The sequence below is a fragment of the Geotalea sp. SG265 genome (assembly GCF_022808985.1).
GTDB lineage: Bacteria > Desulfobacterota > Desulfuromonadia > Geobacterales > Geobacteraceae > Geotalea.
The window spans coordinates 1-25091 of the sequence record NZ_JAKZFT010000001.1; the positions used below are offsets into that span (position 1 = coordinate 1).

Below are 25091 nucleotides of genomic sequence, written 5' to 3' on the forward strand. Positions count from 1 at the left end.
CAAACTACCAAACTTATTTCCGACTGTCAACAACTTTTTTTACTTCTTTTTTCTTTCAACCTTCTCCGCTCTCGCGGCGAAGTCCAATCTTATATCCTAACTGCTTTTCCCTGTCAAACTATTTTTTTTCGCCGGACAATCTTTTTTTCCACTCAATCTACCGGCCCCGTTCAACAGGAGGACGGTTATATCAGATCAGTTCTGACCGGTCAATAACTATTTGCTTAATTTTACCTAAGACAGCAGCGATCTTGAAAACTTGCGATGATTTCCCTGAGGCTGATAGCTGCTGCCGCTGAACACACCAAAAAGTAGGCATACGCTGTGTCTAATGCATCAAGACAGTTAGAGAATGCCTAGACAAAAATCACCTTAGCGAAACGCCGCTTGCCAACCTGGATGATTACCTCGCCGACCGCAGATACTTCACAATTTTCGTCGGCGATCTTCTCTCCATTGAGTTTAACTCCTCCCCCCTGGATGGAACGACGCCCCTCGCTGTTGGACTTGACCAGGCCGGCCTCGGCCAAAAGGCGCGCCAAAAGAATCTTTCCGTCCCTGGCAGCGACTTTTACCTCCGGCACCTCATCCGGGGTCTGTTTATCCCTGAAACGCTTGACGAAAATTTCCTCGGCCTCACCGGCAGCTTTATCGCCATGGAACCGCGCAACCATCTCCCTGCCCAGGCGCTTCTTGGCCTCCATAGGATGCACCGTGCCCGATTTCAGGTCCGCCTTGAGCTGCTGCAGTTCAGCCGTGCTCAAGTCGCTCAAGAGCTCATAGTAGCGGAGCATCAGCTCGTCGGAAACCGACATGACCTTGCCGAATATTTCATCGGCAGGCTCATTGATGCCGATATAGTTACCCAGGGACTTGGACATCTTGTTGACGCCGTCCAGTCCCTCAAGGAGAGGCATAGTAATCACCGTCTGTGGAGTCTGTCCCCACTCCCGCTGCAGTTCACGCCCCACAAGCAGGTTGAATTTCTGGTCGGTCCCCCCCAGTTCCACGTCTGCTTTGAGCGCAACGGAATCGTAGCCCTGAATGAGGGGGTACATGAACTCGTGGATACTGATCGGTTGCTGGTTCGAGAAACGTTTATCGAAATCTTCTCGCTCAAGCATTCTGGCAACGGTATATTTGGAGGCAAGGCCGATCATGTCCGAGGCTGAAAGCTTTGCCAGCCAGTCTGAGTTGAAAACTACCTTCGTCTTTTCCGGGTCGAGGATCTTGAAAACCTGCTCCTTGTAAGTCTCTGCATTTTTCAGCACGTCCTCCCGGGATAGAACCTTGCGGGTTTCCGATTTTCCGGTGGGGTCGCCGATCATGCCGGTAAAATCCCCGATGAGGAAATATATTTCATGGCCAAGCTGTTGGAACTGCCGCAGCTTGTGGAGGAGGACCGTATGGCCCAGATGAAGGTCTGGCGCAGTCGGATCAAATCCTGCCTTTATTTTCAGCGGAACCCCGGTAGAGACAGCTTTCTCCAGCTTCTCGACCAGTTCCTTCTCCAGCAGAATCTCGACAGCTCCCCGCTTTATTATTTCCAGCTGCTCTGCGACAGTCATACACCCTCCCAAAATGCTAGCCCGGCTCAGTTACCGCATGACACGGAAATCCGCTCTATGGACAGAGCTTTGCCGGATATATCGTCCACTTCAATAACAACGGCGTTAAGCCTGATGTTCTTTTTCGCCACCTCGAATTTGGTCGGCAATTGGGTAAGGAACCTCTCGATGGCTTCTTCCTTGCGGACGCCGATCACCGAATCGAATGCCCCACACATGCCCACATCGGTCATGTAGGCCGTGCCTCCCGGGAGAATCCGCTCGTCGGAGGTCTGCACATGGGTGTGGGTACCGACCACCGCGCTGACACGACCATCAAGGTAAAAACCGAGTGCGACCTTTTCAGATGTGGCTTCCGCATGGAAATCCACAAGGACAATGGGAGTTTCCGCATGAAGGCGGGCAATCTCACGGTCTGCCACCCTGAAAGGGCAGTCCAGATTGTTCATGAAAACACGCCCTTCCAGGTTGAGGACGGCAACTTTCACACCGCTTGCGGTTCTAACAATGGTACTCCCCTGCCCCGGCGTGCCCTCCGGGTAGTTTGCCGGGCGGACCAGCCGTTCTTCCTTTTTGATGTAGGAAAGGGCGTCCTTCTTGTCCCAGATATGGTTGCCGCTGGTGAGCAGATGGATGCCGCAACCGAAGAGGTCTTTGGCGGTTTCCTCCGTGAGGCCGAAGCCGCCGGCGGCGTTTTCGCCGTTGGCTATGACCAGATCCACAAAGTGGCGATCAACCAGCCGGTGCAGTTCATAGGAAAGGGCCTGCCGCCCGGGTTTCCCGACCACATCCCCCAGGAACAGCAGTTTAACGGGCATATTCAGTCGCCCTGGTCTCTCGAATAACATTTACCTTGATTTGGCCAGGATAGGTCATTTCCGTCTCGATCTTTTTGGCAATGTCTTTGGCGAGTATCAGGGAACGCTCGTCACTGACCTCTTCGCTGGCAACCATGACCCTGATCTCGCGGCCGGCCTGGATAGCAAAGGATGTGGTGACGCCACTGAATGAAGAAGCGATCCGCTCCAAGTCGTCCAACCGCTTGACGTAGGTTTCCATCATCTCGCGGCGGGCACCAGGGCGGGCACCTGAAAGGGCATCTGCCGCCTGGACCAGCACGGCAAGCACTGTTGCAGGCTTTTCGTCCTCATGGTGGGCCATGATTGCATGGACAATTTTCGGCGACTCCCCGTATTTCTTCGCCAATTCAGCCCCGATCACGGCGTGTGAACCTTCCACTTCGTGATCTACAGCTTTGCCGAGATCGTGAAGAAGTCCGGCCCGTTTGGCCTGCTTCACATTGATCCCCAATTCAGAGGCCATGATCCCGCAGAGGAATGCCACCTCCAGGGAGTGCTGGTACACATTCTGACTGTAGGAGGTCCGGTATTTGAGCCGACCGATCAGCTTCAGGATCTCCGGATGGATACCGTGGACCCCCAGGTCGAAGGCAGCTTGCTCGCCGGCTTCCTTCATGGCCTGCTCGATCTCTTCCTCGGCCTTGGCCACGACCTCTTCGATCCTTCCCGGGTGGATCCTGCCGTCGGCAATGAGCTTCTCTAGGGAAAGCTTGGCCACCTCACGGCGGACCGGATTAAAACCGGAGAGGATGACAGCCTCCGGAGTATCGTCAATAATGAGATCAATGCCGGTTGCTGCTTCCAAAGCACGGATGTTGCGCCCCTCGCGACCGATGATGCGCCCCTTCATCTCATCGGAAGGGAGGGCCACCACGGAAACGGTCCGCTCGGCCACGTATTCACCCGCATAGCGCTGAATGGCCAGGGCCATAATCTCCTTGGACTTTTTGTCTGCAGTCTCTTTCGCTTCTTCCTCGATGGCCTTGATCCGCTTGGCGGCATCCAGCTTCGCCTCACTTTCCATCGTCTCCATGAGGAGCTTTTTGGCCTCGACCGCCGTCATCCCTGAGATATTTTCCAGGCGTGTCCGCTCTTCATTGATCAACTGGTTCAGCTTCTCTTCTTTTTGCCCGATCCCCTGCTCCTTGGCGATCAGGGTCTGCTCTCTCTTGATGAATTCCGCATCCCGCTGGTCGAGCAGGTTAACCTTCTTATCAAGATTTTCTTCCTTCTGCTGCAACCTTTTTTCAAGGTTCTGCAGATCACGGCGCTTTTCCTTTGTCTCCCTTTCGAATTCAGCTTTGGCCTGATAGACTACGTCCTTAGCCTGCAAAGTCGCTTCTTTGGTAATGGTTTCCGCCTGGCGTTTGGACTCTTCCAGCATCTTGGCCGCCAATTCCTCTGCTGAGGCAACAATGGCATCGGAAGATTTTTTCTTTAAGAGACTACCTATCAAAAAGCCCGCGGCAGCAGTGATTACTGCTATTACAATTGTCATCATGTCTATTTGCAAATCCGTTTACCTCCCGTCTATATGGTTAAATCAAGGACGAACCATCCTTGTTTCGGTGAAGATCAGATCCATGGTTACATCATGGGGTTCGCCAACAATCTCATCCACCAGTTGAAAATCGTAGCAAAATCCTACCAATCGGCCGCGCCCTTCGAGGGCATGAAGGGTCCGGTCATAGAAGCCCTTACCATAGCCGATCCTTCGTCCAGCCAGATCGAATGCCACTCCCGGAATAACAAACAGATCAATACGTTCCGGAGGGAGAAGAACGGTATGTTCCCTGGGTTCGAGAATGCCGAAGGCCCCGTTGGTCAAATCGGAAGCGGCACGAATCACCTTGAATGTCAGGGTGCTTCCGTCCACCAACGGGTAAAGGACCTGCTTTCCAGCAAGCAGGGACTGGCATTGCAATGCTGCAGTGTCTACCTCATTATGAATGGGCGCATACAGTGCCAGGGTGCCGGCTTGGGCAAATTCGGCGGATGCTATGAAAGACTGCAGAATTCGGAGACTGTGCCCGGCAACTTCCGCAGGAGTCAACGCTCTTCTTTTTGCCAGCATCAACCGGCGCAGCAAACGCTTTGGCATGCCGTCCTTTTCAGTAGTGCGAATCGACAGTTTTCGGGGCGAGCCCGCAACAGGAGGGTACTCTGGAGGGAGATCGGGGGAGGAGGTCAGGTCAGCCAGGGACTGTCAGGTGAAGTCGCTCCGTACATGCGTCAGCTACTAGAGCAAACTTTACCTTTATTGGACATATTCATCATATGTATTACAGCCACCTATCAGCGAAACGAGGCAACCAGGCTCAGAAACTGCCTCGAAAAACTATACACCGACCTGCATCCAGAACCGCTTATATGAAAAATCTCCCTTTGAGAGACCCTTAAAAAACTAGTCCGCTAGCACACTCAGCCGCTCAAGCAGGCCAGCAATCCGCAAATCATCGGATTTTTGTTCCTTCTCAATCCGGTCAAGCAGCACCAGATAATCTTCAGCCAGATTGAGCAGAGTCAGAATGATTGCCAGATGGTTATCGCCAGTACTCCCCGCTTCTAAGACCTGCGCCACCTTTCCGGCGACAAACGATTCTATGCGGTGAACCGTGCTTTCATCGGCGGTGCTTCGGACATTTATTTCCTGCCCCAGCACCACTATCCGGTGGGAAGCGCTCAAAGATGCTCGACCTGCTGCAGCCTTGCCAGAATAGCATCTATACGCCTCTTGATACCGTTCCTGTCCTCTTGCAACTTGGTATTTTCGGTCCGCAGAAGATCGTTTTCCTGTCTCAGCGCTACGATAGTCTGCACGAGTTGCTCGACTTTACGCTCCAGCTCATCGAAGAGCAAATTGTCCATTCTGCCACCTTTTCGGCGGAAATCTTATGTAAATAACAGGCAAAAGTCAAGGTGATTATTGAGGTTATCTAAAATATGGCATCGACGAACTGCTGCGGCTCGAAGCGGCGAAGGTCTTCCACCCCCTCCCCAACGCCGATATATCGTACCGGTAAGGAAAACTCGTGGCTAACCGCTACAACGATCCCCCCCTTGGCTGTGCCGTCCAGCTTGGTGAGAATCAGGCCGGTGACCTGCGCCGCCTCTTTAAAGAGGCTCGCCTGGGAAACGGCATTTTGACCCGTTGCCGCATCGAGGACCAGCAGGGTCTCATGGGGGGCTCCTGGAATCTCCCGTTCGATGACCCGGCGGATTTTTTTCATCTCTTCCATAAGATTCACCTTGGTGTGAAGACGACCCGCCGTGTCAATGAGAAGGATGTCGCAGTCCCTGGCTACGGCAGCCTTACAGGCGTCGAAAGCCACGGCAGAAGGGTCCGCCCCTTCCTTGTGGCGCACAACCTCTGCCCCTACCCGCTCACCCCATATTTCCAATTGTTCGGCAGCCGCTGCGCGGAAGGTATCTCCGGCAGCAAGCAGCACCTTTTTCCCGGCCCTCCGGTACTGAGCCGCCAATTTACCTATGGTGGTGGTCTTACCCACACCATTTACACCGATAACCAATATGACGAAAGGCTTGGCTGCAGAGACATCCAGATCAGAATTCACTTGTGCCAGCCGATCACTGATTTCCTGTTTCAGGGCGGCTTTCAGTGCCTCACCGTCACCCAATTCATTCCGCTTCAGGCGTTGCTCAAGGGTCCTGATCAGCTCTACGGTCGTCTTGACCCCCATATCGGCAGTAATCAAAATTTCTTCCAGTTCCTCCAGCACGTCGGCATCGATCTGTTTTTTTCCCAGAAGAAGGGTATCGATCCTGCCGATAATGCTCTCGTGGGTCTTGGTAAGCCCTTGCTTCAGACGGTCGAAGAGACCTTTTTTCTCTTTCGGTTCGGCAGGTATGGCTTCTTCAGCCTGTTCAACTTTCGTATCGGAAGCGTCAGCAGTAAACTTGTTCAGCAAGCCCTTGAAAAAGCCCTTCTTTTCTTCGGCCATTAATATATCTCCTTTACCAGCAATCGGGTTGCGCGTGCAAAGGCTCGTTCAGCCCGGCCACGCAGCGCATCAGTCTCCATGGTCATTACCAGCGAGTAATCCGCACCGACTACACCGACAATGAAAAGCTGACTCTCGGTTTTTATGGACAGATGGGTCAGCTCGCCAGCTGCCGGAAATCCCTTGAGAACGTCCCTCAACTGGCTGATGATTATCCCCTGGTGGGCCGCCGTCACCTTCAGCTCGTACGTATCAGTCAGGCAGTACTGTTCAACGGCTTCACCCTCCCAGTCTGCCAGTATGGCCCCGGTCGAACCCGGAACACTTTCCACCAGTTCCTTCAGAATCGCGATAAAAGGCACGTCCAACTCCTCAGCTGCTCGGCTCAAGGCGCCGTAAGTAATGTCAGTTCAGCTTTACCGAAACCAGCTTTGAAACGCCGGGTTCCTCCATGGTAACGCCGTATAGGGTATCGACCACAGCCATTGTTGTTTTGTTGTGGGTTATGATGATGAACTGGGAGTTTTGGCTCATCTCCTTCACCATCTCATTGAACCGGCCGATATTTGCATCGTCCAGGGGAGCATCGACCTCGTCGAGCAGACAAAACGGCGTTGGCTTTATCAGGAAGAGGGAAAATATCAGCGCCACAGCACTGAGTGCTTTTTCCCCCCCTGAAAGAAGGGTGACGTTCTGCAGTTTCTTGCCGGGTGGCTGGACGATGATCTCCAGGCCACTCTCCAGCAGGTCATCCTCGTTGGTCAGTTTCAGTTCCGCTCGCCCACCGCAGAAAAGACGCGGAAAAACCTCCTGGAACTTCTCGTTGACCAGGTGGAATGTCTCCAGAAACCGCCTGCGGGTCGTCTTGTTTATCCGCTGGATTGCCTTCTGCAGCGAACGGAGCGATTCTTCAAGATCTGCCTTCTGCTCATCAAGGAACTGATAGCGCTTCTCAAGCTCCTGAAATTCTTCAATGGCGGTCAGATTCACATCACCCATATCTTCAACAGTCTTCAACAACTCACTCTGTCGGGCGAGCTTCTCGGCTTCGTCATAAACAATGGTATCGTACTGCGGCAGCATCTCCGCCAAGCCGAGGCGGAATTTGTCCAAAACGTGGGTTTCCAGCTGGCTCAGATGCATGGCAATCTGGGCTGCATTGAGGGTATGAGCCGAGATCGTTTCCTTGGAAGTAACCACCATCTCCCGTAGTTTTTTCTGTTGTGCCTCATCTTCCCGATGGGCGCCGAGCTCCGCGTCGTACTCTTCCTTCAGCGCATTGTAGGAGCCTTCCAGGGCGGCCTGTTTATCCAGCAGTGACTTCAGCAATTCCTCACTCTGGTCGATGGCAAGAAGCAGCTTCTCCCGATCCAGCACCGATTTTTCCACCTCTGCGGCGTGGTTTTCGGCTTGCTGCTTCAAAACGGCCATCGAGGATTCCACTCGGGCAATGTCCTGGCCTATGGCATCCGCTTTTTCCTTGAGCGATGCAACCTTCACCTTTCTGTCAGTGACCGCTTCACGGACATCGGCAATTCGTTCCTTCCGCACCTCCCACGACTGCTGCAGGTGCGCCAATTCCTGCTCAAGAACCGATTTCCGCTCATCGCCCCCGGAAAGGATCTCCCGCAGATCGGATATTTCCCGATCGAGAAGGAGTTTCTCTTCGTCAAGCTGCTCATTTTCGATCAAACTTACCGATGCGCGTTCATCAAGCCTTTCAACCTCTTCCCTGGCCCGCGTCAGGTCTTTTTCCGCGTTAAGCAAGGCTATTTCCGCCTGATGCAACTGCTGCCGTATCTCCCGGAGGCCTTCCCCCGTAGCAAGAAATTCCTCCTTCAGCTGAATTCTCAGCTCTTCCAACTGGGCGATCTGTTGCGACAGGAGTTCCGCCTCCTGGGTGAGCTCTTTTATTTCACGTTTTTTATGGATAAGTCCCTGATAGGCAGCCTCCGGCGAACCACCATTAACGATCGCACCGGAGTGAACCATATCCCCCTGGGAGGTAACGAACATCAGCTGGGGAAACTTTTTGCCAAGTACAAGCGCCGTATCCAGGTCAGCCACAAGGTAGGTGTCCGCCAGCAGCGGCTCGATGTACGCCCTGAATTGGCCGGCAATGGTTACATTATCCAGAAGGGGAGCGGCCTCCGGAGAAGCCGCTACTTGCTGCGGTCTGGTAGGATGCTGTAGAACGAAACTGCACCTGCCTCCCGATACTTCCCGCAAGTGGGCCACGGCATGCAACGCATCCGTATCATCGTGGCATACCAACCACTGGAGCTTCTCGCCAAGAGCCACCTCTACTGCAGCCTCAAAGGCCTCACCTGTTTCAACCATGTCGGCGACCATTCCCTTGAACCTGCTTTTAAACTGCTCATTGGACAAGAGAGTTTGGACCCCTTGGCCGTAGCCGGCAAACTGAGCCTCCAGTTCCTGCAACGATTTCAGCCGCGAGCTTTGCGCAGCAAAGCGGTTGCGCTTTTGGTTAAGATCCGTTTCAGCTGCGGACAGCAACGATTTCAACTCCACCTCGCGCTGGGCGAGGCAATTCATCTCTTCCGCATCCTGGTTTTTTGTATCCTTGATATTCTTGGAGGTAGTTTCGAGCCTGGATACAGCCTGGAATGCTTCCGCCCTTTGTTCTTGAAGTTTTACGATCTCGCGCCGGTTACGCTCATATTTTTCTGCCAGAGATTCCAGCCGCTTAATATCGGTTGTCAATTTGTTATTCGACTGGGCATTAGCGGAAAGCACCTGAAACAATTCGTTCCTTGTTTCCTCGATTTTAGCCGAGGCGCCCTGCTCGGTTCTCGTTGACTCCTCCAGAAGGCGCTCACTCTCAACCAGCAGGCCCGCTTCATGCTCCAGTTCGGCAAGCAGCAAAGTCTTCTGCTCATGTAAGGCAGCCAGCTCGGTCTGCGCCTCCCCATGGCGAAGATGGCAGGAATCATGCTCTTGCCGGGATCTCTCCACAAGCCGGTCGAGGTTTTCCAATTCCTTCCGATGGAATTCCCGGCGGCTCTCTCCGGCCAGAAGTTCGCCCTTTATCCTATATATCTCCTCCTGGGCTTTCTGGATGCGCTCTTCATGCTCAGCCAGGGTAAGGCGCTGCTGTGCAAAGACCAGTTCACCTCTCTCCTGATCGACAATCTGCACCGAAAGCTCTTTTTGCAGCAGCTCCAATTGCCGGTCAAGCTCCTCCTTCTCCTTCACTAGGGCCACATACTTCTTTACGGAGAAAAGAATTTCTATTTCTTTTAATTCCTCCCTGCATTCCCTGAACTTCTCCGCCTTCTTGGCCTGCCGTTGCAGCCCTCCCAGCTGCCTCTTTATTTCACTGATTATATCGGTAATTCTGAGGAGGTTGTTCCTAGTGAGGTCGATTTTTTTCAGGGCAACCTGTTTTCGGGCCTTAAATTTGGTGACACCCGCCGCCTCCTCGATCAATACACGGCGCTCCTCAGGCTTGGAGTGCAGGATCATCCCGATCTTGCCCTGTTCGATAATGGAATAAGCCCGTGCACCGACACCGGTATCCATGAACAGTTCGGCAATGTCCAGCAGGCGGCACGGAGATTTGTTGAGCAGGTATTCGCTTTCGCCGTCTCGATAAAGCCGCCTGGTCACCTGTATTTCGCTGAAACTGAGATATTTGGCGGGGACGCGACCATCCTCTGTGGAAAAGACCAGTGACACTTCGGCCATCCCCAGAGGCTTCCGGCTCTCGCTACCACCGAAAATAATGTCCTCCATCTGTTTGCCGCGAAGGTTCTTGGCAGACTGCTCCCCCATGACCCAGCGGATTGCATCAACCACATTGGACTTGCCGCAACCATTAGGCCCGACAATGCCGGTAATGCACTGCTGAAAATCAAGGGAAACCTTGTCATGGAAAGATTTGAAGCCCACTATGTCAACGCGTTTTATTTTCATAAGCTTTAAATATTAACAGAGTGTCTCTTGCGTTGCAAAGGTTAAGATCATGCGGCAGCAGCCATGCAAGGCCGCTTTCACCGTGTTGAGATAAAAAAAAAGGCACAGTTTCCTGTGCCTTTCATAGAAAAATCGAAGGGTGCCTTAATCAGCTTTGGCTTCGCAATCCTCGGCAGGGTCCTTAACCCCCTGTTGCACATCTGCTTCTTCAGCAACAGGAGCAGCTTTTACAGCCTTGGGTGCAGCTTTTTTTGCTGGTGCCTTCTTTTTGGCTTTCGGAGCCTGAACAGCCTCTTCAACCAATTCGATGACGGAAAGGGGCGCATTATCACCCGGACGGATACCGAGCTTGATGATGCGGGTATAGCCACCAGGACGATCTGCATAGCGAGGTGCTATGGTAGTGAACAGCTTGGTGACCACTTTCTTGTCGCGAATGAAGGCCGCAGCCTGCCGCATGGCAGTGAGATCGCCCTTTTTGCCGAGGGTGATCATTTTTTCGGCGATTGAGCGAAGCCCTTTCGCCTTGGCATCGGTGGTCGTTATCCTTTCGTGATTCAGGAAAGAGGTCACCATGTTCCTGTACATGGCTATCCTGTGACTTGTGGTTCTTCCCAACCTTTTACCTGCATTATTATGACGCATGACTGCTTGTTCCTTTCTCGTTTAAGCCTTGCGGATTATTCTTCTTCTTTCTGCTCGCCCCTCAGTCTGCGCATGATCTCAGGGTCGGGAAAGTTTTCCAGCTTCATCCCCAGCGTCAGTCCCATGTCAACAAGAATATCCTTGATCTCGTTGAGTGACTTCCTGCCGAAGTTCTGGGTTTTGAGCATCTCTGCTTCGCTGCGTGAAACCAGCTCGCCGATCAGTTTGATGCCGGCGTTTTTCAGGCAGTTTGCCGAACGAACAGACAATTCGAGCTCATCAACGGAGCGATAGAGGTTTTCGTTGAGACGCTCACGTTCTTCGATCGGCTCAGCCTCTTCGACCGGCTCAGCTTCCTCATCAAAATTGATGAAAATGGTCAACTGATCCTTGAGGATTTTTGAGGCATAGGCCACGGCATCCTGGGGCTTAACGCTGCCGTCGGTCCAGACCTCAATGGTAAGCTTATCATAATCGGTGATCTGGCCCACGCGGGCATTGGTCACAGTGAAATTCACCTTGGTCAGGGGCGAAAAAATAGAGTCAATGGGAATGGTTCCCACCGGCGCTTTTTCGTCGCGGTTCCTGTCTGCGGGCACGTAACCCTTGCCAAGTCTGACCACCATCTCCATTTCCAGATTCGCATCCTTGGAACAGGTGGCTATGTGATGGTTCGGATTAAGCACTTCTATATTGGGATCGGTAATAATATCGCCAGCACGGACAATCCCTTCGCCTTTCTGGGCGATTCTGACCACCCGCGGCTCATGGCCGTGCATCTTGAAGCGCACACCTTTCAGATTCAGAATAATATCGGTTGCATCTTCCGTAACACCGGGAATAGCCGAAAATTCGTGGAGAACCCCTTTTGCCTTTACGGAAGTGATCGCTGCCCCCTGGAGCGAGGAAAGTAGAACCCTGCGCAGGGAGTTGCCAAGGGTGGTGCCGAAGCCGCGCTCAAATGGTTCCGCATAAAATTTACCGTATGTATTTGTAAGCGATTCAGTCTCAACCTGGAGCTTCTTAGGCTTAATCAGGTCGCGCCAGTTTTTGTACATGTAATTCCTCCCTATACCGGGGTCTTTGAAGCTTTTACTTGGAGTAGAGCTCTACTATGAGTTGCTCTTGGATCGGCATGGTGATGTCTTCCCTGACAGGAAGCGTCTTTACCGACCCCTTGAAAGCCCCTTTATCAAGCTCAAGCCACTGCGGAATGCCGCGACGGACGACGGCTTCAAGTGACTCGCTGATGGAAGCCACTTTCCGGCTTTTCTCCCTGAGCTCGACAATGTCTCCGGTTTTGACCTGGATGGAAGGAATGGTGACCTTTCTCCCGTTGAGGGTGAAATGGCCATGTCTTACCAGCTGACGAGCTTCAATTCTTGAAGAAGCAAAACCAAGCCGATAAACTATATTATCGAGGCGCCGCTCAAGCAAGAAAAGCAGGTTTTCACCAGTAACGCCTTTCAGCCTGTCAGCTCTCTCGAAATAACCACGGAACTGGTTCTCCAGAATGCCGTAGATACGTCTTACCTTCTGTTTCTCGCGGAGTTGCACACCGTAATCGGAAGTTTTCGATCTTCCTTGCCCATGCTGACCCGGGGGATAGTTTCTTCTCTTGATGGCACACTTGTCCGTATAGCAGCGCTCACCTTTGAGGAACAGTTCTGTATTTTCCCTTCTGCACAATCTGCATGAGGGGCCTGTATATCTAGCCAATGAAGACCTCCTTCACTCTTTCCTGAAAATTTTTAAACCCTTCTGCGTTTGGGGGGGCGACAACCATTATGGGGGATCGGGGTAACGTCACGAATAAAGCTGATGGAAAAGCCAGCTGCCTGAAGGGCACGCAGAGCGGATTCGCGACCTGAGCCAGGTCCCTTGACATAGACCTCGACGCTGCGCATCCCATGCTCCTGGGCCTTTTTGGCGCAATCCTCTGCAGCTATCTGTGCAGCAAAAGGAGTGCTTTTGCGGGATCCCTTAAAGCCTTTGCATCCTGAGGTGGACCAAGCTACCACATTGCCGACAGGATCGGTAATGGTGATCATGGTATTGTTGAAAGTGGCCTGAATGTGCGCCACTCCATTGGGAATATTTTTCTTTTCTTTTTTCTTTTTGACGATTTTTTTAGCCGGGCTAGCCATTATTCCTCCAAGATCTTGACACTATTTCTTCTTACCTGCAACTGTACGTGCAGGTCCTTTTCTCGTGCGTGCGTTGGTCTTGGTCCTCTGACCGTGAACGGGCAGGCCCTTCCTGTGCCTGAGCCCCCGGTAACAACCCAGATCCATCAATCGCTTTATGTTCATGGAAATATCGCGACGAAGATCGCCTTCCACTTTGACATTCTTGTCTATATTTTCCCTGATCTTGGCGACCTCTGACTCAGTCAGATTGTCGCTGCGAGTATTGGCATCAACACCGGCTTCAGCCAGTATTTTCTGCGACGTTGCGCGACCAATACCATAGATATAGGTCAGAGCAATCTCAATCCTTTTATTCCTCGGTAAATCTATTCCAGCGATACGTGCCAATGCCCGTCCCTCCTATCCGTTACTTGTTGACCTATCCCTGTCTCTGCGAATGCTTGGGAATATCGCATATTACCCGCACAATGCCCTTACGTTTCACTATTTTGCATTTCTCGCAAATTTTTTTTACTGAAGCTCTTACCTTCATAGGAATTCCCTCTCATCCATTTGCTTTAAATCATTGTCAGTATTTCGGGTCCGTTCGGCGTTATGGCAACCGTATGCTCGAAATGAGCAGAAAGGCCACCATCAACGGTAACCGCTGTCCAGCCATCCTCAAGAACCTTGACATCAGGCTTTAATTCATTGATCATCGGCTCTATAGCCAGAACCATCCCTGGCTTGAGCTTTACACCACGACCGGGAGGTCCGTAATTGGGAATTTGCGGCCCCTCATGAAGGCTCCGGCCAATCCCATGACCTACGAAATCCCTTACAACAGAAAAACCCCGTGATTCCACATATGCCTGTACTGCATGGGAAATATCCGAAAGTTTGTTGCCTGCTACAGCCTGCTTGATGGCAACATACAACGATTCCTCTGTCACGGTAAGTAGCTTTGACGCAGCCGCACTGACCGAGCCAACAGGAATCGTCAAAGCCGCATCACCATAAAAGCCGTCAATCACCAGTCCAAAGTCTATACTGATGACATCACCGTCGATTAATTCACGACGTGACGGCATGCCATGCACGACTTCATCATTTACCGAGCAACACAGGGAATAAGGATAGCCACCATATCCTTTGAAAGCCGTCTTGGCTCCAAGTTTGGCAGCCTCGCGCTCAGCCTGGGCATTCAGCTCCAAAGTAGTAATACCCGGCCGAATCGTCCCCTTCAAGAGCTTCAGAACCTCTGCTACAGCCTTGCAAGGAACCCGCATTCTGTCGATCTCTTGTGGAGACTTTAGAATGATCACCTTTTCAGCCTTGCAGCGCGGATACAATCTTTTGTTGTATCTCTTCTATGGAACCAACACCCTGAATCGACCGGAGCAGCAATTCGCGTTGGTAATAGGCAATTAGGGGCGAAGTTTGCTGCTCATACACCTCAAGCCGCTTACGCATGGTGTCTTCCCGGTCATCATCACGCTGATAAAGCTCGGCGGAACAGTCATCACAGACACCCGCGTTTTTGGGAGGATCGAAGGTTACGTGGTACCCCTTGCCGCAGTTGCGACACGTTCTTCTGCCGGTAATCCTCTCCAGAAGTTCTTCCTTGTCGACAACAATGGATATGACATGATCAATGGAGCGCCCAAGGTCAGCCAACACTTTGGCCAGAGCATCAGCCTGAGCAACCGTCCTGGGAAAGCCATCCAGTATGAACCCTTTGTCACAATCAGCCTGATTCAGCCGCTCCTGAATAATGCCAATAACGACTCCATCGGGAACGAGCGCACCGGCGTCCATGTATGCCTTGGCTTTGAGCCCCATTGGAGTCATTTCTTTAACGGCACCCCGAAGGATATCACCTGTTGATATCTGCGGAATCTGATACTGCTTTATCAGCAGCTTAGCCTGAGTACCCTTACCGGCACCAGGCGGCCCCAAAAGAATCAGGTTCATGAATTGGCTTCCTTGAAAGACTAGCGCCGGCCCTTGATCCTCACACCCTTCATGAACCCTTCATAGCTACGGGTTATGAGGTGCGACTCGATCTGCGCGACGGTATCCATACCGACACCAACGGCGATGAGGAGGGCGGTACCGCCGAAATAAAAGGGCAGATTGAACTTCCCAATGAGTATCGAAGGCAACACGCAGACGGCCGAAATATAGATGGCACCGGCGAACGTCAGCTTAGTCAACACCCGATCGAGAAACTCGGATGTCTCCTTCCCAGGCCGAATACCGGGGATATACCCACCTTGCTTTTTGACATTTTCCGCCACATCAACCGGGTTAAAAGTTACAGCCGTATAGAAGTAACAGAAAAAGACTATAAAAGCAACATAAAAAAGGTTGTATGCCCAGTTTCCAGGCGTCAGGCTTTTCGAGGCCTTTTGAATCCAGGGGATATTGATGAAATTGCCGACAGTGGCCGGAAACATTATGATGGATGAAGCAAAGATCGGAGGAATGACCCCTGCCATATTCACTTTAAGCGGTAGATGCGAGGTTTGCGTCCCGTAAGTCTTCAGCCCGACGACGCGCTTAGCATAGTGGATCGGCAGCCTGCGCTGCCCGCGCTCGACGAAAACTACAGCAGCAATAACCAGGAACATAAGGGCAAGGACAAAAATAATGGCGAACAGCGGGAGCTCGCCGGTCTTGATAAGCCTGAAGCTGTTAAAAATGGCGGTCGGTATACGGGCCACAATGCCAGCAAATATAATCAGAGAAATACCGTTGCCGATCCCTTTTTCAGACATCTGCTCACCGAGCCACATGATAAAGGCCGTTCCGGCTGTGAGGGTGATTACGGTCATGAGGCGGAACCCCCAACCGGGATTCGGGACAACCAACTCACCTGCCGGGCCTCTCATGCTCTCAAGACCGATACTGATGCCCAGGGCTTGAACTACGCTCAGCACAATAGTGCCGTAACGAGTGTATTGAATGATCTTCTTCCTGCCAGCTTCTCCTTCTTTCGAGAGTTTTTCGATGGCAGGGACGACTACAGTAAGCAACTGAAAAATAATGGAGGAGGAGATATAGGGCATGATGCCCAGCGCGAACACGGTCAGCTTTTCAAGCGCACCACCGGAGAACATATCGAATAGCCCGAGAAGAGTGCCTTGTGCCTGTTTGAAAAAGTGGGCCAGAGCCTGACTGTCGATACCTGGTGTAGGGATATGACAGCCGACCCTATATACCGCAAGCATGGCCAGGGAGAATAGAACCCTTTTTTTCAATTCCGGGATTTTGAATATGTTCTGGAAGGCATCTAACAAGGTTATATCTCCTCGATGGTTCCACCGACAGAAGTAATTTTTTCCCGTGCTGCTGCGCTGAACTTGTTGGCTTTGATGGTAAGAGATTTTGTGAGTTCACCGGTTGCAAGTACCTTGATGCCGTCACAAACGTCTTTAATCAGGCCGCTCTTCTGCATGGCATCGGCGTCTACACAACTCCCCTGCTCGAATGCTTCCAGCTGGGAAAGGTTGACAACGGCATACACTTTTTTGGACAGGGATTTAAAGCCGCGCTTCGGCAACCGGCGATGCATGGGCATCTGCCCGCCTTCAAAGCCGGCTTTTACACTGCCCCCACTACGAGCCTTCTGGCCTTTATGACCCTTAGTGGCGGTTTTACCATGACCGGAGCCGGTGCCACGGCCAATCCTTTTCCTATTTTTCGAAGCACCTGCTGCAGGCTTTATGCTGTTTAATTCCATTTGACACCTCAAGAGGATTACTCATCAACTTTAAGCAGATGGCTCACTTTATTGATCATGCCCCGCACTTCGGGGGAATCCTTCAACGTGACCGTCTTTTGCCGCTTGGTCAACCCAAGACCATTGAGAACAGCTTTAACGCTGGTGGATTTTCCTATATGACTTCTGACAAGGGTAACTTTAACTTCTGCTGACATATCTTGTGCTCCTTAAGCGTTTTTGCTACTGCTCAGCAAGGCCCCTTCTCATGATCAGTTCTTCCGGCGTCCTGAGCCTCATCAGACCGGCGAAGGCAGCTTTAACAACATTGTGAGGGTTATTGGAGCCGAGACATTTGGCAAGAATGTTGTGAACACCTGCTGATTCAAAGACAGCCCGGGCAGCACCGCCGGCAATAACGCCGGTACCGGCCGAAGCAGGCATCATCAGAACTTTTCCTGCCCCGAAACGACCTTCGATCTCAAAAGGAATTGTCTGGCCTTCAACAATGGGAACCTTGATGAGATTCTTTTTTGCCTGTTCTACCCCTTTCCGGATAGCTTCCGGCACTTCGTTTGCTTTGCCGAGGCCATAGCCCACATATCCATTACCGTCACCCACGACAACAAGCGCGGAGAAGCTGAAGCGCCTACCACCCTTGACAACTTTGGCGACACGGCTAATATGAACGACTCGGTCCGTAAGATTAATCTCGTTTGGGTTGATCTTAAGCAATTAAATCCTCCTTAAACTGTCCTTAGAAGGACAAGCCGTTTTCACGAGCAGCGTCTGCAAGCGCCTTGATTCTGCCGTGGTAAAGAAAGCCATTCCGGTCAAACACGACCATGGTTATTTCTTTTGCCAGTGCTTTTTTAGCCAGTGCAGCGCCTACTTTCTGAGCAGCCGCTATGTTGCCAGTATAACCAAGACCGTTACTGACCTCGTCCAGCAAGGTAGAGGCCGAAGCCAAAGTCGAGCCGTCCACATCGTTGATCAACTGGGCATAGATATGCTTCGCCGACTTGAAAACATTGAGCCGTGGGCGCTCAGCGGTTCCTTTGATTTTTTTTCTGACCCGTACTTGCCTTTTCAGGCGGGAATTTTTTTTCTGGGATAGAGAACTCAATGTTCTTCTCCTTCTTATCTAATGCTATTTTTTACCGGTTTTGCCGGCTTTTCTCAGGATAGTCTCATCGGCATACTTGACACCTTTGCCCTTATAAGGCTCAGGCCCACGGAAATCCCTGATTTTCGCAGCAGTCTGGCCGACAAGCTCCTTATCCACACCCTTGACCAGTATTTTGGTCATCTTGTCGACTTCCACGGTAATTCCCTTGGGAAGCTGAAAGTTGATCGGGTGGGAGTAGCCGAGACTCAGGTTAAGCACGTCGCCTTTCAGCTCTGCCCGGTAACCGACGCCGTTTATTTCCAGAGCGGTCTCGAAGCCTTTAGTCACACCAGTTACCATATTGTTGATCAGGGTCCGGGTGAGTCCGTGGGCAGAGCGTGATTTGATCGCATCGTTATCCCTTGAGACGGAAACAGAATTTTCTGTCACTTCTATGGAAACGCCAGGCATGATGGTCCGGGAAAGAGTACCTTTGGGACCGACAACCTGCAGGTTCGAGTCTGTATAGGATATTTTTACTCCCTTGGGTATCTCTATGGGAAGTTTTCCAATTCTAGACATACATTGCTCCTTTAATGCTACCAGACTGTGCAGATAAGCTCGCCACCAATGCCAAACTCCCGTGCAGTCTTATCCGAGATAATACCTTTGGAGGTGGAAAGCACCGCGACGCCAAGGCCGTTCTTGACCTTGGGAATCCCTTCGCTGTCGACATATACCCGGCCACCTGGCTTGCTGATACGCTTGATCTCGTTGATGACATGATCCTTTTCATCAATATACTTGAGATAAACACGCAAAACACCCTGCTTGTTATCCGCGATAACCTTATAATTCTTGATGAACCCTTCGTTTCTCAGAAGGTTAGCCAGGCTGACCTTCAGGTTTGACGATGGGATATCAACTTTTTGATGCTTTGCCATACCAGCATTTCTGATTCGTGTTAGCATATCGGCAATCGGATCAGTCATCGACATTGAATCTACTCCTCTTTCCCTTTAACTTTAGATACTACCAGCTTGATTTGATGACCCCGGGGATTTGACCAGAAGAGGCAAGTTTTCTTAAGCAAATCCGGCACATGTCAAATTTTCTGTAGTAAGCTCTGGGACGCCCACACAGAGGGCAGCGGTTATACTCACGTACCTTGAATTTGCTTCCACGTTGCGCTTTTATAATCATCGATGTTTTTGCCACTGGTTCCTCCGAACTGGTCTTTAATTCCTGAAAGGCATGCCCATGAGCTTGAGCAGGGCTTTTCCTTCTTCGTCGTTCTTCGCAGATGTTACTATGGTTATATTAAGACCCTTGATCTTGTCGATCTTGTCGTAATCGATCTCAGGAAAGATAAGCTGCTCCTTTACACCCAGCGAATAATTACCTTTGCCGTCGAACCCCTTGCCCGAAATGCCCTTGAAGTCCCTGACACGCGGCAAAGAAACATTGATCAGGCGATCGAGGAATTCGTACATTTTTTCCCGGCGCAAGGTCACTGCACAACCAATGGGCATGCCCTGACGGAGTTTGAATCCCGCGATGGATTTCTTCGCCTTGGTAATAACCGGCTTCTGCCCCGAGATAAGCGAGAGCTCCGAAACGGCGGAGTCAAGAATCTTCACGTTCTGGATCGCTTCGCCCAAGCCCATGTTGATGACGATTTTTTCAAGCTTCGGAACCTCCATGATGTTCCGATAGTTGAAATCCTTCATCAGCTGTGGAACCAGCTCTTTATTATAAAGCTCACTTAGCCTTGCCATTCAATCCTCCAGACTATTTGTCAAATGCCTCGCCGCACTTCGCACATACCCTCACCTTCTTACCGTCTTCAAGGGTATTAGTGCGTGTCCGTACAGGCTTATTGCATTTGCTGCAGTATATCATAACGTTAGAAATGTGAATCACCGCTTCCTTTTCCACGATGGAACCGGCTTCACTTCCACGGGGCTTGCTGTGACGTTTCGTTATGTTGACTCCCTCGACAAGAACGCCATCTTTCTTGGGGAGTATTTGCAGAACTTTGCCGGTCTTTGCCTTGTCCTTTCCAGCAATTACCATAACGGTGTCATTCTTTTTTACATGCAGTTTTTTGCCCAGCATTGATTTATCTCCAAGATAAAAATTAAAGGACTTCCGGTGCCAGCGAAATAATCTTCATGAACTTCTTAGCGCGCAGTTCCCTGGCAACGGGGCCGAATATACGGGTTCCTACCGGTTCCTTCTGGTTGTTGATGACAACTCCCGAATTACCATCGAAGCGGATATAGGAGCCGTCGGGCCGACCAATCTCTTTTGCAGTCCGGACGACCACTGCCTTGACAACATCCCCTTTCTTGACCTTCGAGTTGGGGATAGCTTCCTTGACGGACGCCACTATGATATCGCCTATACCGGCATATTTACGTTTGGAACCGCCCAGTACCTTAATGCAAAACAGTTTCTTTGCACCGGAGTTGTCGGCAACATCCAAAATAGTCTGCATCTGTATCATTAGTTACTCCTACTTAAGCGTTTCGCTCGATGATCTGTCTGACTTTCCAGCGTTTGTCCTTGCTCATGGGACGTGTCTCTACAATGAGGACCCTGTCGCCGGTTTTGCAGCTGTTGTCAACATCATGGGCCTTATATTTGGCGGATCTCTTGATGTATTTGTTGTAGACGCTGTGTTTGATCAGGCGGTCAACCTTGACCACGACCGTCTTGTCCATTTTGTCGCTGACTACAACACCAATCTGCGTTTTTCTATTGCCACGTTCACTCATATAGCCTCTCTAGCCCCTTTTCGCGCGGAGTACGGTTTTTACCCGTGCAATGTCTTTCTTTATGCGAGCTGGTTTTGACGTATCTTCCAGGCGACCGGTATGAAGCTGGAACTTCAGGTTGAAGAGCTCTTTGGTTAACTCGGCTTCCGTCGACCGAAGCTCATCAACGGTAGATTTTATAAGATCGCTAGCCTTCATTGGCGTCCTTCCTTGATGTAAATTTAGTGGGTATCGGAAGTTTGTGGGCAGCAAGCCTAAACGCCTCGCGGGCCACCTCCTCGGTAACACCCTCCATTTCGTAAAGGATCCGACCCGGTTTGATGACACAGACCCAGGAGTCGGGCGATCCCTTGCCTTTCCCCATACGAGTTTCAGCCGGTTTTGCCGTCAGGGGCTTGTCGGGGAATATACGGATCCAGATTTTACCACCCCTTTTGATATAGCGGTTCATGGCAATACGGGCAGCTTCGATCTGTCTGGAGTCGAGCCAGCCGCACTCGGTAGCCTGCAGGCCGTACTCTCCGAAAGCCAATGAAACCCCTCTTTGCAGGGTGCCGGTCATCCGGCCCTTCATTTGCTTTCTATGTTTAACTTTTTTTGGCATTAACATCGCAAAAAACTCCTGTTTCTATTATTTGCCGGAGAGGACTTCGCCTTTGAAAATAAGCACCTTGACGCCGATGATTCCGTAAGTGGTCTTTGCCTCGGCAAAACCGTAATCTATATCTGCCCTCAACGTGTGAAGCGGTACCCTTCCCTCGCGATACCATTCGGTACGTGACATTTCAGCGCCGCCAAGACGTCCGGAGCAGGTGATCCTGATGCCTTTGGCGCCGAATTTCAGCGAGGAGGTGACGCTTTTTTTCATGGCCCTGCGGAACGCAACACGCCGCTCAAGCTGGAGCGCGATGTTTTCGGAAACTAGCTGCGCATCAAGTTCAGGCTTACGGACTTCCTGGATATTCAGATACACTTCCTTGTCGGTAAGTTTGGCCAGTTCCTTTTTCAGGGTTTCGACCTCTGATCCCTTCTTGCCGATAATCAGGCCTGGGCGGGCAGTGTATATGTTAATCTTGGCCTTTCCAGCGGCACGCTCGATCTCGATCTTGGACACACCGGAATGATAGAGACGTTTTTTGAGGAACGACTTCAGTTTCAAGTCTTCATGAAGAAGCTTGGAAAAGTCTTTTTCCGCGTACCATTTCGAGTCCCAGGTTTTGATTACGCCAAGTCTGAAACCAATAGGATTTACTTTCTGACCCAAAACTTCACCTCCAAGCTGTAAGCTTATTTCTTCTCCGCCAGCACAACACAGATATGGCTGGTCGGTTTTCTTATTTTGCTGGCCCGGCCCATGGCGCGCGGCACGAATCGTTTCAAGGCGGTACCACCGTTCACATAAATTGTTTTCACGTAAAGACGGTCAACGTCTGCCACACCCTTTTGCTCGGCATTGGCAACTGCCGAGGAAAGCAGCTTGGAGACAAGCTTTGCCGAAGGTTGCGGTGAAAAACGTAATGTATTGAGAGCGTTCTGAATCCCTTTACCCCTTACCATGTCTACAACCAGACGGGTCTTGCGGGGAGAAAGACGTGCAAATGACAATTTGGCGCTTGATTCCATTCATAACTCCTTTGAAAACTTACTTCTTTTTCAGCTTGCTTTTTTTGTCGGCGGCATGCCCGAAAAAGGTCCTGGTAGGAGCGAATTCGCCCATCTTATGTCCCACCATGTTTTCGGTAACAAAGACCGGTATGAATTTTCTGCCATTATGCACGGCAAACGTCAGACCGATAAAATCGGGTGTTATCGTAGAACGTCTCGACCATGTTTTAATAACTTTTTTTGAGGATGCCCCTTCTGCCTGGACTTTAGCTGCTAAGTGAGCGTCTACAAAAGGTCCCTTTTTTATCGATCGTGCCATCTTAAAATCCTCTGTTCAGTTTAAAGATTATTTTGTCCGCCGCTTAACAATGAATCGGGTCGAGGTCTTGTTAGTCCTGGTCTTGTACCCTTTGGTTGGAATACCCCACGGAGTAACAGGGTGACGGCCACCAGAAGTCCTACCTTCACCACCACCATGGGGATGGTCGACGGGGTTCATTGCAACGCCTCTTACTTTCGGCCGTTTGCCCAACCAGCGAGAGCGGCCGGCCTTGCCGATGGATACGTTTTCATGGTCAAGATTCCCCACCTGACCGATGGTTGCCATACAGTCCATAAGGACCATGCGCACTTCGCCGGACGGAAGTTTGACCTGGGCATATTTTTCTTCTTTAGCCATAAGCTGCGCAAAGGTACCGGCACTGCGGGCAAGCTGTGCCCCTTTGCCAATTTTCAGCTCAATGTTGTGAATAATGGTACCCAAAGGTATGGAGCGGATCGGCAACGCATTTCCCGGTTTTATGTCGGCGTTGGCACTGGCCAGGACCGTATCCCCAACTTTCAGGTCGAGCGGAGCGATAATGTATCTCTTTTCCCCATCAACATAATTGAGCAGAGCGATCCTGGCGCTACGGTAAGGATCGTACTCTACGGAAGCAACCTTTGCCGGGATATCCTTTTTGTCGCGACGAAAATCAATAATCCGGTACTTTTGCTTGTGACCACCACCGATATGACGCGAGGTAACCCTGCCGAAGTTATTGCGACCACCCGTCTTTTTCAGCTTGACGAGAAGCGACTTCTCAGGCTGGCTGGTGGTAATCTCTTCAAAGGTTGAGCAGGTCTGGTGCCTGCGCCCTGCTGACGTTGGTTTGTAACTTTTGATAGCCATTATCTAAACTCCGCAAAAAGGTTTATGCTTCAAAGAAATCGACATTGTTACCCTCTTTCAGGGTAACATAGGCCTTCTTCCAGTTCGAGCGCTTACCGATATTCTTACCGACTCTTTTGACTTTGCCGGCAACATTGACAGTCTTAACCGATTCAACTTCAACATTGAAAAGAGTCTTGACAGCATTCTTGATTTCAATCTTATTGGCGTCGTTGTCGACAATAAAGGCAATGACGTTGTGATCATCTTTCTCGATAGTAGTTTTCTCAGTGATCAGCGGCTTTTTGATAACACTGTAGATGTTCATGACTGTAATGCTCCTTCTACTTTGCGCACCGAATTTTCTGTGAAAATTACTCGCTGATATTTCATGAGATCAAAGATATTAAGCCCTTCCGACTTCAAAACCTTGACGTTCTTGATATTGCGAGCCGAAAGCTCCAGATTGCGGTTTTCTGCATCGGTAATGACCAGAGCCTTATCGAGGGAAAAACCTTTCAGAACGCCGGCGAAATTCTTTGTGGATATGCTGTCGAGGTTGAGCGCATCGAGAACAGTCAGCTTGTCGTTCTTGAACAACAGGGACAGCGCTGACCTCAGGGCGGCACGACGAGCCTTCTTATTCATGGACAGATTGTAGGTCTTCGGCTGGGGGCCGAAAGCAACCCCGCCGCCAGGATATTGGGGAGCTCTTTTGCAGCCCTGACGAGCCTGGCCGGTGCCCTTCTGCTTGAAAGGCTTTTTGCCGCTACCCGAAACTGCAGCCCGGTTCTTTACTGCCACGGTACCCGCACGACGGTTGGCCAGCTGGATTTTAACAGCTTCATGAATGAGGTACTCACGCACTTCATCGTTGAAAACCGCATCGCTGAGCTCTATCTCGCCGACTTTTTTGTGACTTGTATTGTATACATCAAGTTTTGCCATAACCTATCTCCAGACCAGCAATTATTTCTTTGCCTTAACGCTATCCTTTATGAGTACCAGACCGTTGGTGGAACCGGGGATTGCCCCCCCCACCAGAATAAGGTTGTCTGCAGCATCGACTCTGACAACTTTCAATCTCTGAACGGTAACCCGCTCGTTTCCAAGCTGTCCCGGCATCTTCTTGTTCTTGAATACGCGGGAAGGAGTAGCCGAGCAACCGATGGAGCCGGGAGCCCTGTGGAAGCGAGAACCATGACTGGAACGTCCACCCTTGAATCCCCAACGCTTGATGACGCCCTGGAAGCCTTTACCAATGCTCGTTCCTGTTACATCGATGAGATCGCCTGCAGAAAAAACGTCAGCGCTAAGAACATCACCGATATTATAGGAGTCCACATTATCTATGCGAAGCTCGCGGAAAAAGGTAAAGACGCCGCTGCCGGCAGACTTGCAGTGACCAACAGTCGCATTGTTTGCCTTGGCAGCCTCTTTGGCACCAAATCCTACCTGGATAGCATTGTAGCCATCCTTTTCCTTGGTTTTCTTCTGGATAACAACACAAGGGCCTGCCTCAACAACAGTCACCGGAATACGGCGGCCGTCCTCGGCAAATATTTGCGTCATACCAAGCTTTTTACCAATCAATCCCTTATTCATGGTTGATGATCCCCATCCT

The 25091-nt window shown here is 51.0% G+C and carries 38 protein-coding genes; all 38 read right to left on the reverse strand.

The genetic code is table 11. The features are described 5' to 3' along the window. Window positions 1–356: 356 nt before the first annotated feature. On the reverse strand, window positions 357–1568 hold the full coding sequence (tyrS, locus tag ML541_RS00005) for a tyrosine--tRNA ligase (protein WP_243369534.1): 1212 nt from the start codon (window positions 1566–1568) through the stop codon (window positions 357–359). A gap of 26 nt (window positions 1569–1594) precedes the next feature. Then, window positions 1595–2386 carry a TIGR00282 family metallophosphoesterase gene (locus ML541_RS00010; RefSeq protein WP_243369536.1) on the reverse strand — a complete coding sequence of 264 codons (792 nt, stop codon included), beginning with the start codon at window positions 2384–2386 and terminating at the stop codon, window positions 1595–1597. Beyond that, a complete protein-coding gene (gene rny, locus ML541_RS00015; RefSeq protein ID WP_243369538.1) occupies window positions 2376–3941 on the reverse strand; it encodes a ribonuclease Y in 1566 nt (521 codons plus the stop codon). The genes ML541_RS00010 and rny overlap by 11 nt, the downstream gene beginning before the upstream one ends. 30 nt (window positions 3942–3971) lie before the next feature. Then, window positions 3972–4529: a 5-formyltetrahydrofolate cyclo-ligase gene (locus ML541_RS00020; protein WP_243369540.1), complete on the reverse strand. Its 558-nt coding sequence runs from the start codon at window positions 4527–4529 to the stop codon at window positions 3972–3974. 303 nt (window positions 4530–4832) lie between these two features. Beyond that, window positions 4833–5114, reverse strand: coding sequence for a cell division protein ZapA (locus ML541_RS00025; protein ID WP_243369542.1), 282 nt, complete (start codon window positions 5112–5114; stop codon window positions 4833–4835). Beyond that, window positions 5111–5296 (reverse strand): cell division protein ZapB, encoded by a 186-nt coding sequence (gene zapB, locus ML541_RS00030; protein WP_243369544.1) that lies wholly within the window; start codon window positions 5294–5296, stop codon window positions 5111–5113. The genes ML541_RS00025 and zapB overlap by 4 nt, the downstream gene beginning before the upstream one ends. A 68-nt stretch (window positions 5297–5364) precedes the next feature. Further along, window positions 5365–6390: a signal recognition particle-docking protein FtsY gene (gene ftsY / locus ML541_RS00035; RefSeq protein WP_243369546.1), complete on the reverse strand. Its 1026-nt coding sequence runs from the start codon at window positions 6388–6390 to the stop codon at window positions 5365–5367. Then, window positions 6390–6752, reverse strand: a complete 363-nt coding sequence (locus ML541_RS00040; RefSeq protein WP_243369548.1) for a roadblock/LC7 domain-containing protein — start codon at window positions 6750–6752, stop codon at window positions 6390–6392. The genes ftsY and ML541_RS00040 overlap by 1 nt, the downstream gene beginning before the upstream one ends. Window positions 6753–6795: 43 nt before the next feature. Beyond that, window positions 6796–10326, reverse strand: a complete 3531-nt coding sequence (smc, locus tag ML541_RS00045) for a chromosome segregation protein SMC (protein WP_243369550.1) — start codon at window positions 10324–10326, stop codon at window positions 6796–6798. A 144-nt stretch (window positions 10327–10470) separates the two neighbouring features. Continuing rightward, the gene (gene rplQ, locus ML541_RS00050; RefSeq protein ID WP_243369552.1) at window positions 10471–10971 is read right to left on the reverse strand and encodes a 50S ribosomal protein L17; all 501 of its coding nucleotides are present in this window, start codon (window positions 10969–10971) and stop codon (window positions 10471–10473) included. Between the two features lie 35 nt (window positions 10972–11006). Then, complete coding sequence (locus ML541_RS00055) at window positions 11007–12029, reverse strand: DNA-directed RNA polymerase subunit alpha (protein WP_243369554.1); 1023 nt, start codon at window positions 12027–12029, stop codon at window positions 11007–11009. Between the two features lie 34 nt (window positions 12030–12063). Beyond that, on the reverse strand, window positions 12064–12690 hold the full coding sequence (gene rpsD, locus ML541_RS00060; protein ID WP_243369557.1) for a 30S ribosomal protein S4: 627 nt from the start codon (window positions 12688–12690) through the stop codon (window positions 12064–12066). A gap of 32 nt (window positions 12691–12722) precedes the next feature. Beyond that, entirely contained in the window at window positions 12723–13118 is a 396-nt protein-coding gene (gene rpsK / locus ML541_RS00065; protein ID WP_012648670.1) for a 30S ribosomal protein S11, read from the reverse strand. A 21-nt stretch (window positions 13119–13139) separates the two neighbouring features. Beyond that, entirely contained in the window at window positions 13140–13508 is a 369-nt protein-coding gene (gene rpsM / locus ML541_RS00070) for a 30S ribosomal protein S13 (RefSeq protein ID WP_243369561.1), read from the reverse strand. Window positions 13509–13539: 31 nt separating this feature from the next. Beyond that, a complete protein-coding gene (gene rpmJ / locus ML541_RS00075; protein WP_083767176.1) occupies window positions 13540–13653 on the reverse strand; it encodes a 50S ribosomal protein L36 in 114 nt (37 codons plus the stop codon). Window positions 13654–13678: 25 nt separating this feature from the next. After that, on the reverse strand, window positions 13679–14425 hold the full coding sequence (map, locus tag ML541_RS00080) for a type I methionyl aminopeptidase (protein WP_243369563.1): 747 nt from the start codon (window positions 14423–14425) through the stop codon (window positions 13679–13681). 4 nt (window positions 14426–14429) lie between these two features. Further along, the gene (locus ML541_RS00085) at window positions 14430–15074 is read right to left on the reverse strand and encodes an adenylate kinase (RefSeq protein WP_243369565.1); all 645 of its coding nucleotides are present in this window, start codon (window positions 15072–15074) and stop codon (window positions 14430–14432) included. 20 nt (window positions 15075–15094) lie between these two features. Next, complete coding sequence (gene secY / locus ML541_RS00090) at window positions 15095–16402, reverse strand: preprotein translocase subunit SecY (protein WP_243369567.1); 1308 nt, start codon at window positions 16400–16402, stop codon at window positions 15095–15097. Window positions 16403–16404: 2 nt separating this feature from the next. Then, a complete protein-coding gene (gene rplO, locus ML541_RS00095; protein ID WP_243369569.1) occupies window positions 16405–16845 on the reverse strand; it encodes a 50S ribosomal protein L15 in 441 nt (146 codons plus the stop codon). A 17-nt stretch (window positions 16846–16862) separates the two neighbouring features. Continuing rightward, window positions 16863–17042 carry a 50S ribosomal protein L30 gene (gene rpmD, locus ML541_RS00100; RefSeq protein ID WP_012648676.1) on the reverse strand — a complete coding sequence of 60 codons (180 nt, stop codon included), beginning with the start codon at window positions 17040–17042 and terminating at the stop codon, window positions 16863–16865. A gap of 25 nt (window positions 17043–17067) precedes the next feature. After that, on the reverse strand, window positions 17068–17559 hold the full coding sequence (gene rpsE, locus ML541_RS00105) for a 30S ribosomal protein S5 (protein WP_012648677.1): 492 nt from the start codon (window positions 17557–17559) through the stop codon (window positions 17068–17070). Window positions 17560–17581: 22 nt separating this feature from the next. Beyond that, on the reverse strand, window positions 17582–17950 hold the full coding sequence (gene rplR, locus ML541_RS00110; protein WP_243369571.1) for a 50S ribosomal protein L18: 369 nt from the start codon (window positions 17948–17950) through the stop codon (window positions 17582–17584). Window positions 17951–17974: 24 nt separating this feature from the next. After that, window positions 17975–18514: a 50S ribosomal protein L6 gene (gene rplF / locus ML541_RS00115; protein ID WP_243369573.1), complete on the reverse strand. Its 540-nt coding sequence runs from the start codon at window positions 18512–18514 to the stop codon at window positions 17975–17977. A 17-nt stretch (window positions 18515–18531) separates the two neighbouring features. Beyond that, entirely contained in the window at window positions 18532–18930 is a 399-nt protein-coding gene (gene rpsH, locus ML541_RS00120; RefSeq protein ID WP_243369575.1) for a 30S ribosomal protein S8, read from the reverse strand. 34 nt (window positions 18931–18964) lie between these two features. Further along, entirely contained in the window at window positions 18965–19150 is a 186-nt protein-coding gene (locus tag ML541_RS00125; protein ID WP_012648681.1) for a type Z 30S ribosomal protein S14, read from the reverse strand. Between the two features lie 20 nt (window positions 19151–19170). Then, on the reverse strand, window positions 19171–19710 hold the full coding sequence (gene rplE / locus ML541_RS00130) for a 50S ribosomal protein L5 (protein ID WP_243369577.1): 540 nt from the start codon (window positions 19708–19710) through the stop codon (window positions 19171–19173). Between the two features lie 13 nt (window positions 19711–19723). Continuing rightward, entirely contained in the window at window positions 19724–20050 is a 327-nt protein-coding gene (rplX, locus tag ML541_RS00135; RefSeq protein WP_243369579.1) for a 50S ribosomal protein L24, read from the reverse strand. Window positions 20051–20072: 22 nt separating this feature from the next. Then, a complete protein-coding gene (rplN, locus tag ML541_RS00140; protein WP_011938005.1) occupies window positions 20073–20441 on the reverse strand; it encodes a 50S ribosomal protein L14 in 369 nt (122 codons plus the stop codon). A gap of 13 nt (window positions 20442–20454) precedes the next feature. Continuing rightward, window positions 20455–20712 carry a 30S ribosomal protein S17 gene (gene rpsQ, locus ML541_RS00145; protein ID WP_012648684.1) on the reverse strand — a complete coding sequence of 86 codons (258 nt, stop codon included), beginning with the start codon at window positions 20710–20712 and terminating at the stop codon, window positions 20455–20457. A 9-nt stretch (window positions 20713–20721) separates the two neighbouring features. Continuing rightward, window positions 20722–20910, reverse strand: a complete 189-nt coding sequence (rpmC, locus tag ML541_RS00150) for a 50S ribosomal protein L29 (protein WP_243369581.1) — start codon at window positions 20908–20910, stop codon at window positions 20722–20724. Further along, window positions 20900–21322, reverse strand: coding sequence for a 50S ribosomal protein L16 (gene rplP, locus ML541_RS00155; protein ID WP_243369583.1), 423 nt, complete (start codon window positions 21320–21322; stop codon window positions 20900–20902). Before rplP ends, rpmC begins: the two co-directional genes overlap by 11 nt. Window positions 21323–21343: 21 nt before the next feature. Continuing rightward, a complete protein-coding gene (gene rpsC / locus ML541_RS00160) occupies window positions 21344–21976 on the reverse strand; it encodes a 30S ribosomal protein S3 (RefSeq protein WP_243369585.1) in 633 nt (210 codons plus the stop codon). Window positions 21977–21999: 23 nt separating this feature from the next. Beyond that, window positions 22000–22335, reverse strand: a complete 336-nt coding sequence (rplV, locus tag ML541_RS00165; RefSeq protein WP_243369587.1) for a 50S ribosomal protein L22 — start codon at window positions 22333–22335, stop codon at window positions 22000–22002. Window positions 22336–22354: 19 nt separating this feature from the next. After that, a complete protein-coding gene (gene rpsS / locus ML541_RS00170; RefSeq protein ID WP_243369589.1) occupies window positions 22355–22636 on the reverse strand; it encodes a 30S ribosomal protein S19 in 282 nt (93 codons plus the stop codon). Between the two features lie 27 nt (window positions 22637–22663). After that, window positions 22664–23488: a 50S ribosomal protein L2 gene (gene rplB, locus ML541_RS00175; RefSeq protein WP_243369591.1), complete on the reverse strand. Its 825-nt coding sequence runs from the start codon at window positions 23486–23488 to the stop codon at window positions 22664–22666. A 22-nt stretch (window positions 23489–23510) separates the two neighbouring features. Beyond that, complete coding sequence (locus ML541_RS00180) at window positions 23511–23795, reverse strand: 50S ribosomal protein L23 (RefSeq protein WP_243369593.1); 285 nt, start codon at window positions 23793–23795, stop codon at window positions 23511–23513. Beyond that, on the reverse strand, window positions 23792–24415 hold the full coding sequence (gene rplD, locus ML541_RS00185; protein WP_243369595.1) for a 50S ribosomal protein L4: 624 nt from the start codon (window positions 24413–24415) through the stop codon (window positions 23792–23794). Before rplD ends, ML541_RS00180 begins: the two co-directional genes overlap by 4 nt. A 21-nt stretch (window positions 24416–24436) precedes the next feature. Continuing rightward, window positions 24437–25072: a 50S ribosomal protein L3 gene (gene rplC, locus ML541_RS00190; RefSeq protein WP_243369597.1), complete on the reverse strand. Its 636-nt coding sequence runs from the start codon at window positions 25070–25072 to the stop codon at window positions 24437–24439. Window positions 25073–25091 lie beyond the last annotated feature (19 nt).

Coding starts and splice junctions, on each gene's coding strand:
- rplX (WP_243369579.1), bottom strand. CDS start 20,050: ATGCTGGGCAAAAAACTGCATGTAAAAAAGAATGACACCGTTATGGTA.
- rplP (WP_243369583.1), bottom strand. CDS start 21,322: ATGTTAATGCCAAAAAAAGTTAAACATAGAAAGCAAATGAAGGGCCGG.
- ML541_RS00180 (WP_243369593.1), bottom strand. CDS start 23,795: ATGAACATCTACAGTGTTATCAAAAAGCCGCTGATCACTGAGAAAACT.
- rplN (WP_011938005.1), bottom strand. CDS start 20,441: ATGATACAGATGCAGACTATTTTGGATGTTGCCGACAACTCCGGTGCA.
- rpmJ (WP_083767176.1), bottom strand. CDS start 13,653: ATGAAGGTAAGAGCTTCAGTAAAAAAAATTTGCGAGAAATGCAAAATA.
- ML541_RS00020 (WP_243369540.1), bottom strand. CDS start 4,529: ATGCCAAAGCGTTTGCTGCGCCGGTTGATGCTGGCAAAAAGAAGAGCG.
- rplF (WP_243369573.1), bottom strand. CDS start 18,514: ATGTCTAGAATTGGAAAACTTCCCATAGAGATACCCAAGGGAGTAAAA.
- rplO (WP_243369569.1), bottom strand. CDS start 16,845: ATGGAATTAAACAGCATAAAGCCTGCAGCAGGTGCTTCGAAAAATAGG.
- ML541_RS00085 (WP_243369565.1), bottom strand. CDS start 15,074: ATGAACCTGATTCTTTTGGGGCCGCCTGGTGCCGGTAAGGGTACTCAG.
- rplD (WP_243369595.1), bottom strand. CDS start 24,415: ATGGCAAAACTTGATGTATACAATACAAGTCACAAAAAAGTCGGCGAG.
- rpmD (WP_012648676.1), bottom strand. CDS start 17,042: ATGTCAGCAGAAGTTAAAGTTACCCTTGTCAGAAGTCATATAGGAAAA.
- rpsQ (WP_012648684.1), bottom strand. CDS start 20,712: ATGAGTGAACGTGGCAATAGAAAAACGCAGATTGGTGTTGTAGTCAGC.
- zapB (WP_243369544.1), bottom strand. CDS start 5,296: ATGGACAATTTGCTCTTCGATGAGCTGGAGCGTAAAGTCGAGCAACTC.
- ML541_RS00010 (WP_243369536.1), bottom strand. CDS start 2,386: ATGCCCGTTAAACTGCTGTTCCTGGGGGATGTGGTCGGGAAACCCGGG.
- rplV (WP_243369587.1), bottom strand. CDS start 22,335: ATGGAATCAAGCGCCAAATTGTCATTTGCACGTCTTTCTCCCCGCAAG.
- tyrS (WP_243369534.1), bottom strand. CDS start 1,568: ATGACTGTCGCAGAGCAGCTGGAAATAATAAAGCGGGGAGCTGTCGAG.
- rpsH (WP_243369575.1), bottom strand. CDS start 18,930: ATGTCGATGACTGATCCGATTGCCGATATGCTAACACGAATCAGAAAT.
- rpsK (WP_012648670.1), bottom strand. CDS start 13,118: ATGGCTAGCCCGGCTAAAAAAATCGTCAAAAAGAAAAAAGAAAAGAAA.
- rplB (WP_243369591.1), bottom strand. CDS start 23,488: ATGGCTATCAAAAGTTACAAACCAACGTCAGCAGGGCGCAGGCACCAG.
- ftsY (WP_243369546.1), bottom strand. CDS start 6,390: ATGGCCGAAGAAAAGAAGGGCTTTTTCAAGGGCTTGCTGAACAAGTTT.
- rpmC (WP_243369581.1), bottom strand. CDS start 20,910: ATGAAGGCTAGCGATCTTATAAAATCTACCGTTGATGAGCTTCGGTCG.
- rplQ (WP_243369552.1), bottom strand. CDS start 10,971: ATGCGTCATAATAATGCAGGTAAAAGGTTGGGAAGAACCACAAGTCAC.
- rplE (WP_243369577.1), bottom strand. CDS start 19,710: ATGGCAAGGCTAAGTGAGCTTTATAATAAAGAGCTGGTTCCACAGCTG.
- rpsS (WP_243369589.1), bottom strand. CDS start 22,636: ATGGCACGATCGATAAAAAAGGGACCTTTTGTAGACGCTCACTTAGCA.
- rplC (WP_243369597.1), bottom strand. CDS start 25,072: ATGAATAAGGGATTGATTGGTAAAAAGCTTGGTATGACGCAAATATTT.
- smc (WP_243369550.1), bottom strand. CDS start 10,326: ATGAAAATAAAACGCGTTGACATAGTGGGCTTCAAATCTTTCCATGAC.
- ML541_RS00055 (WP_243369554.1), bottom strand. CDS start 12,029: ATGTACAAAAACTGGCGCGACCTGATTAAGCCTAAGAAGCTCCAGGTT.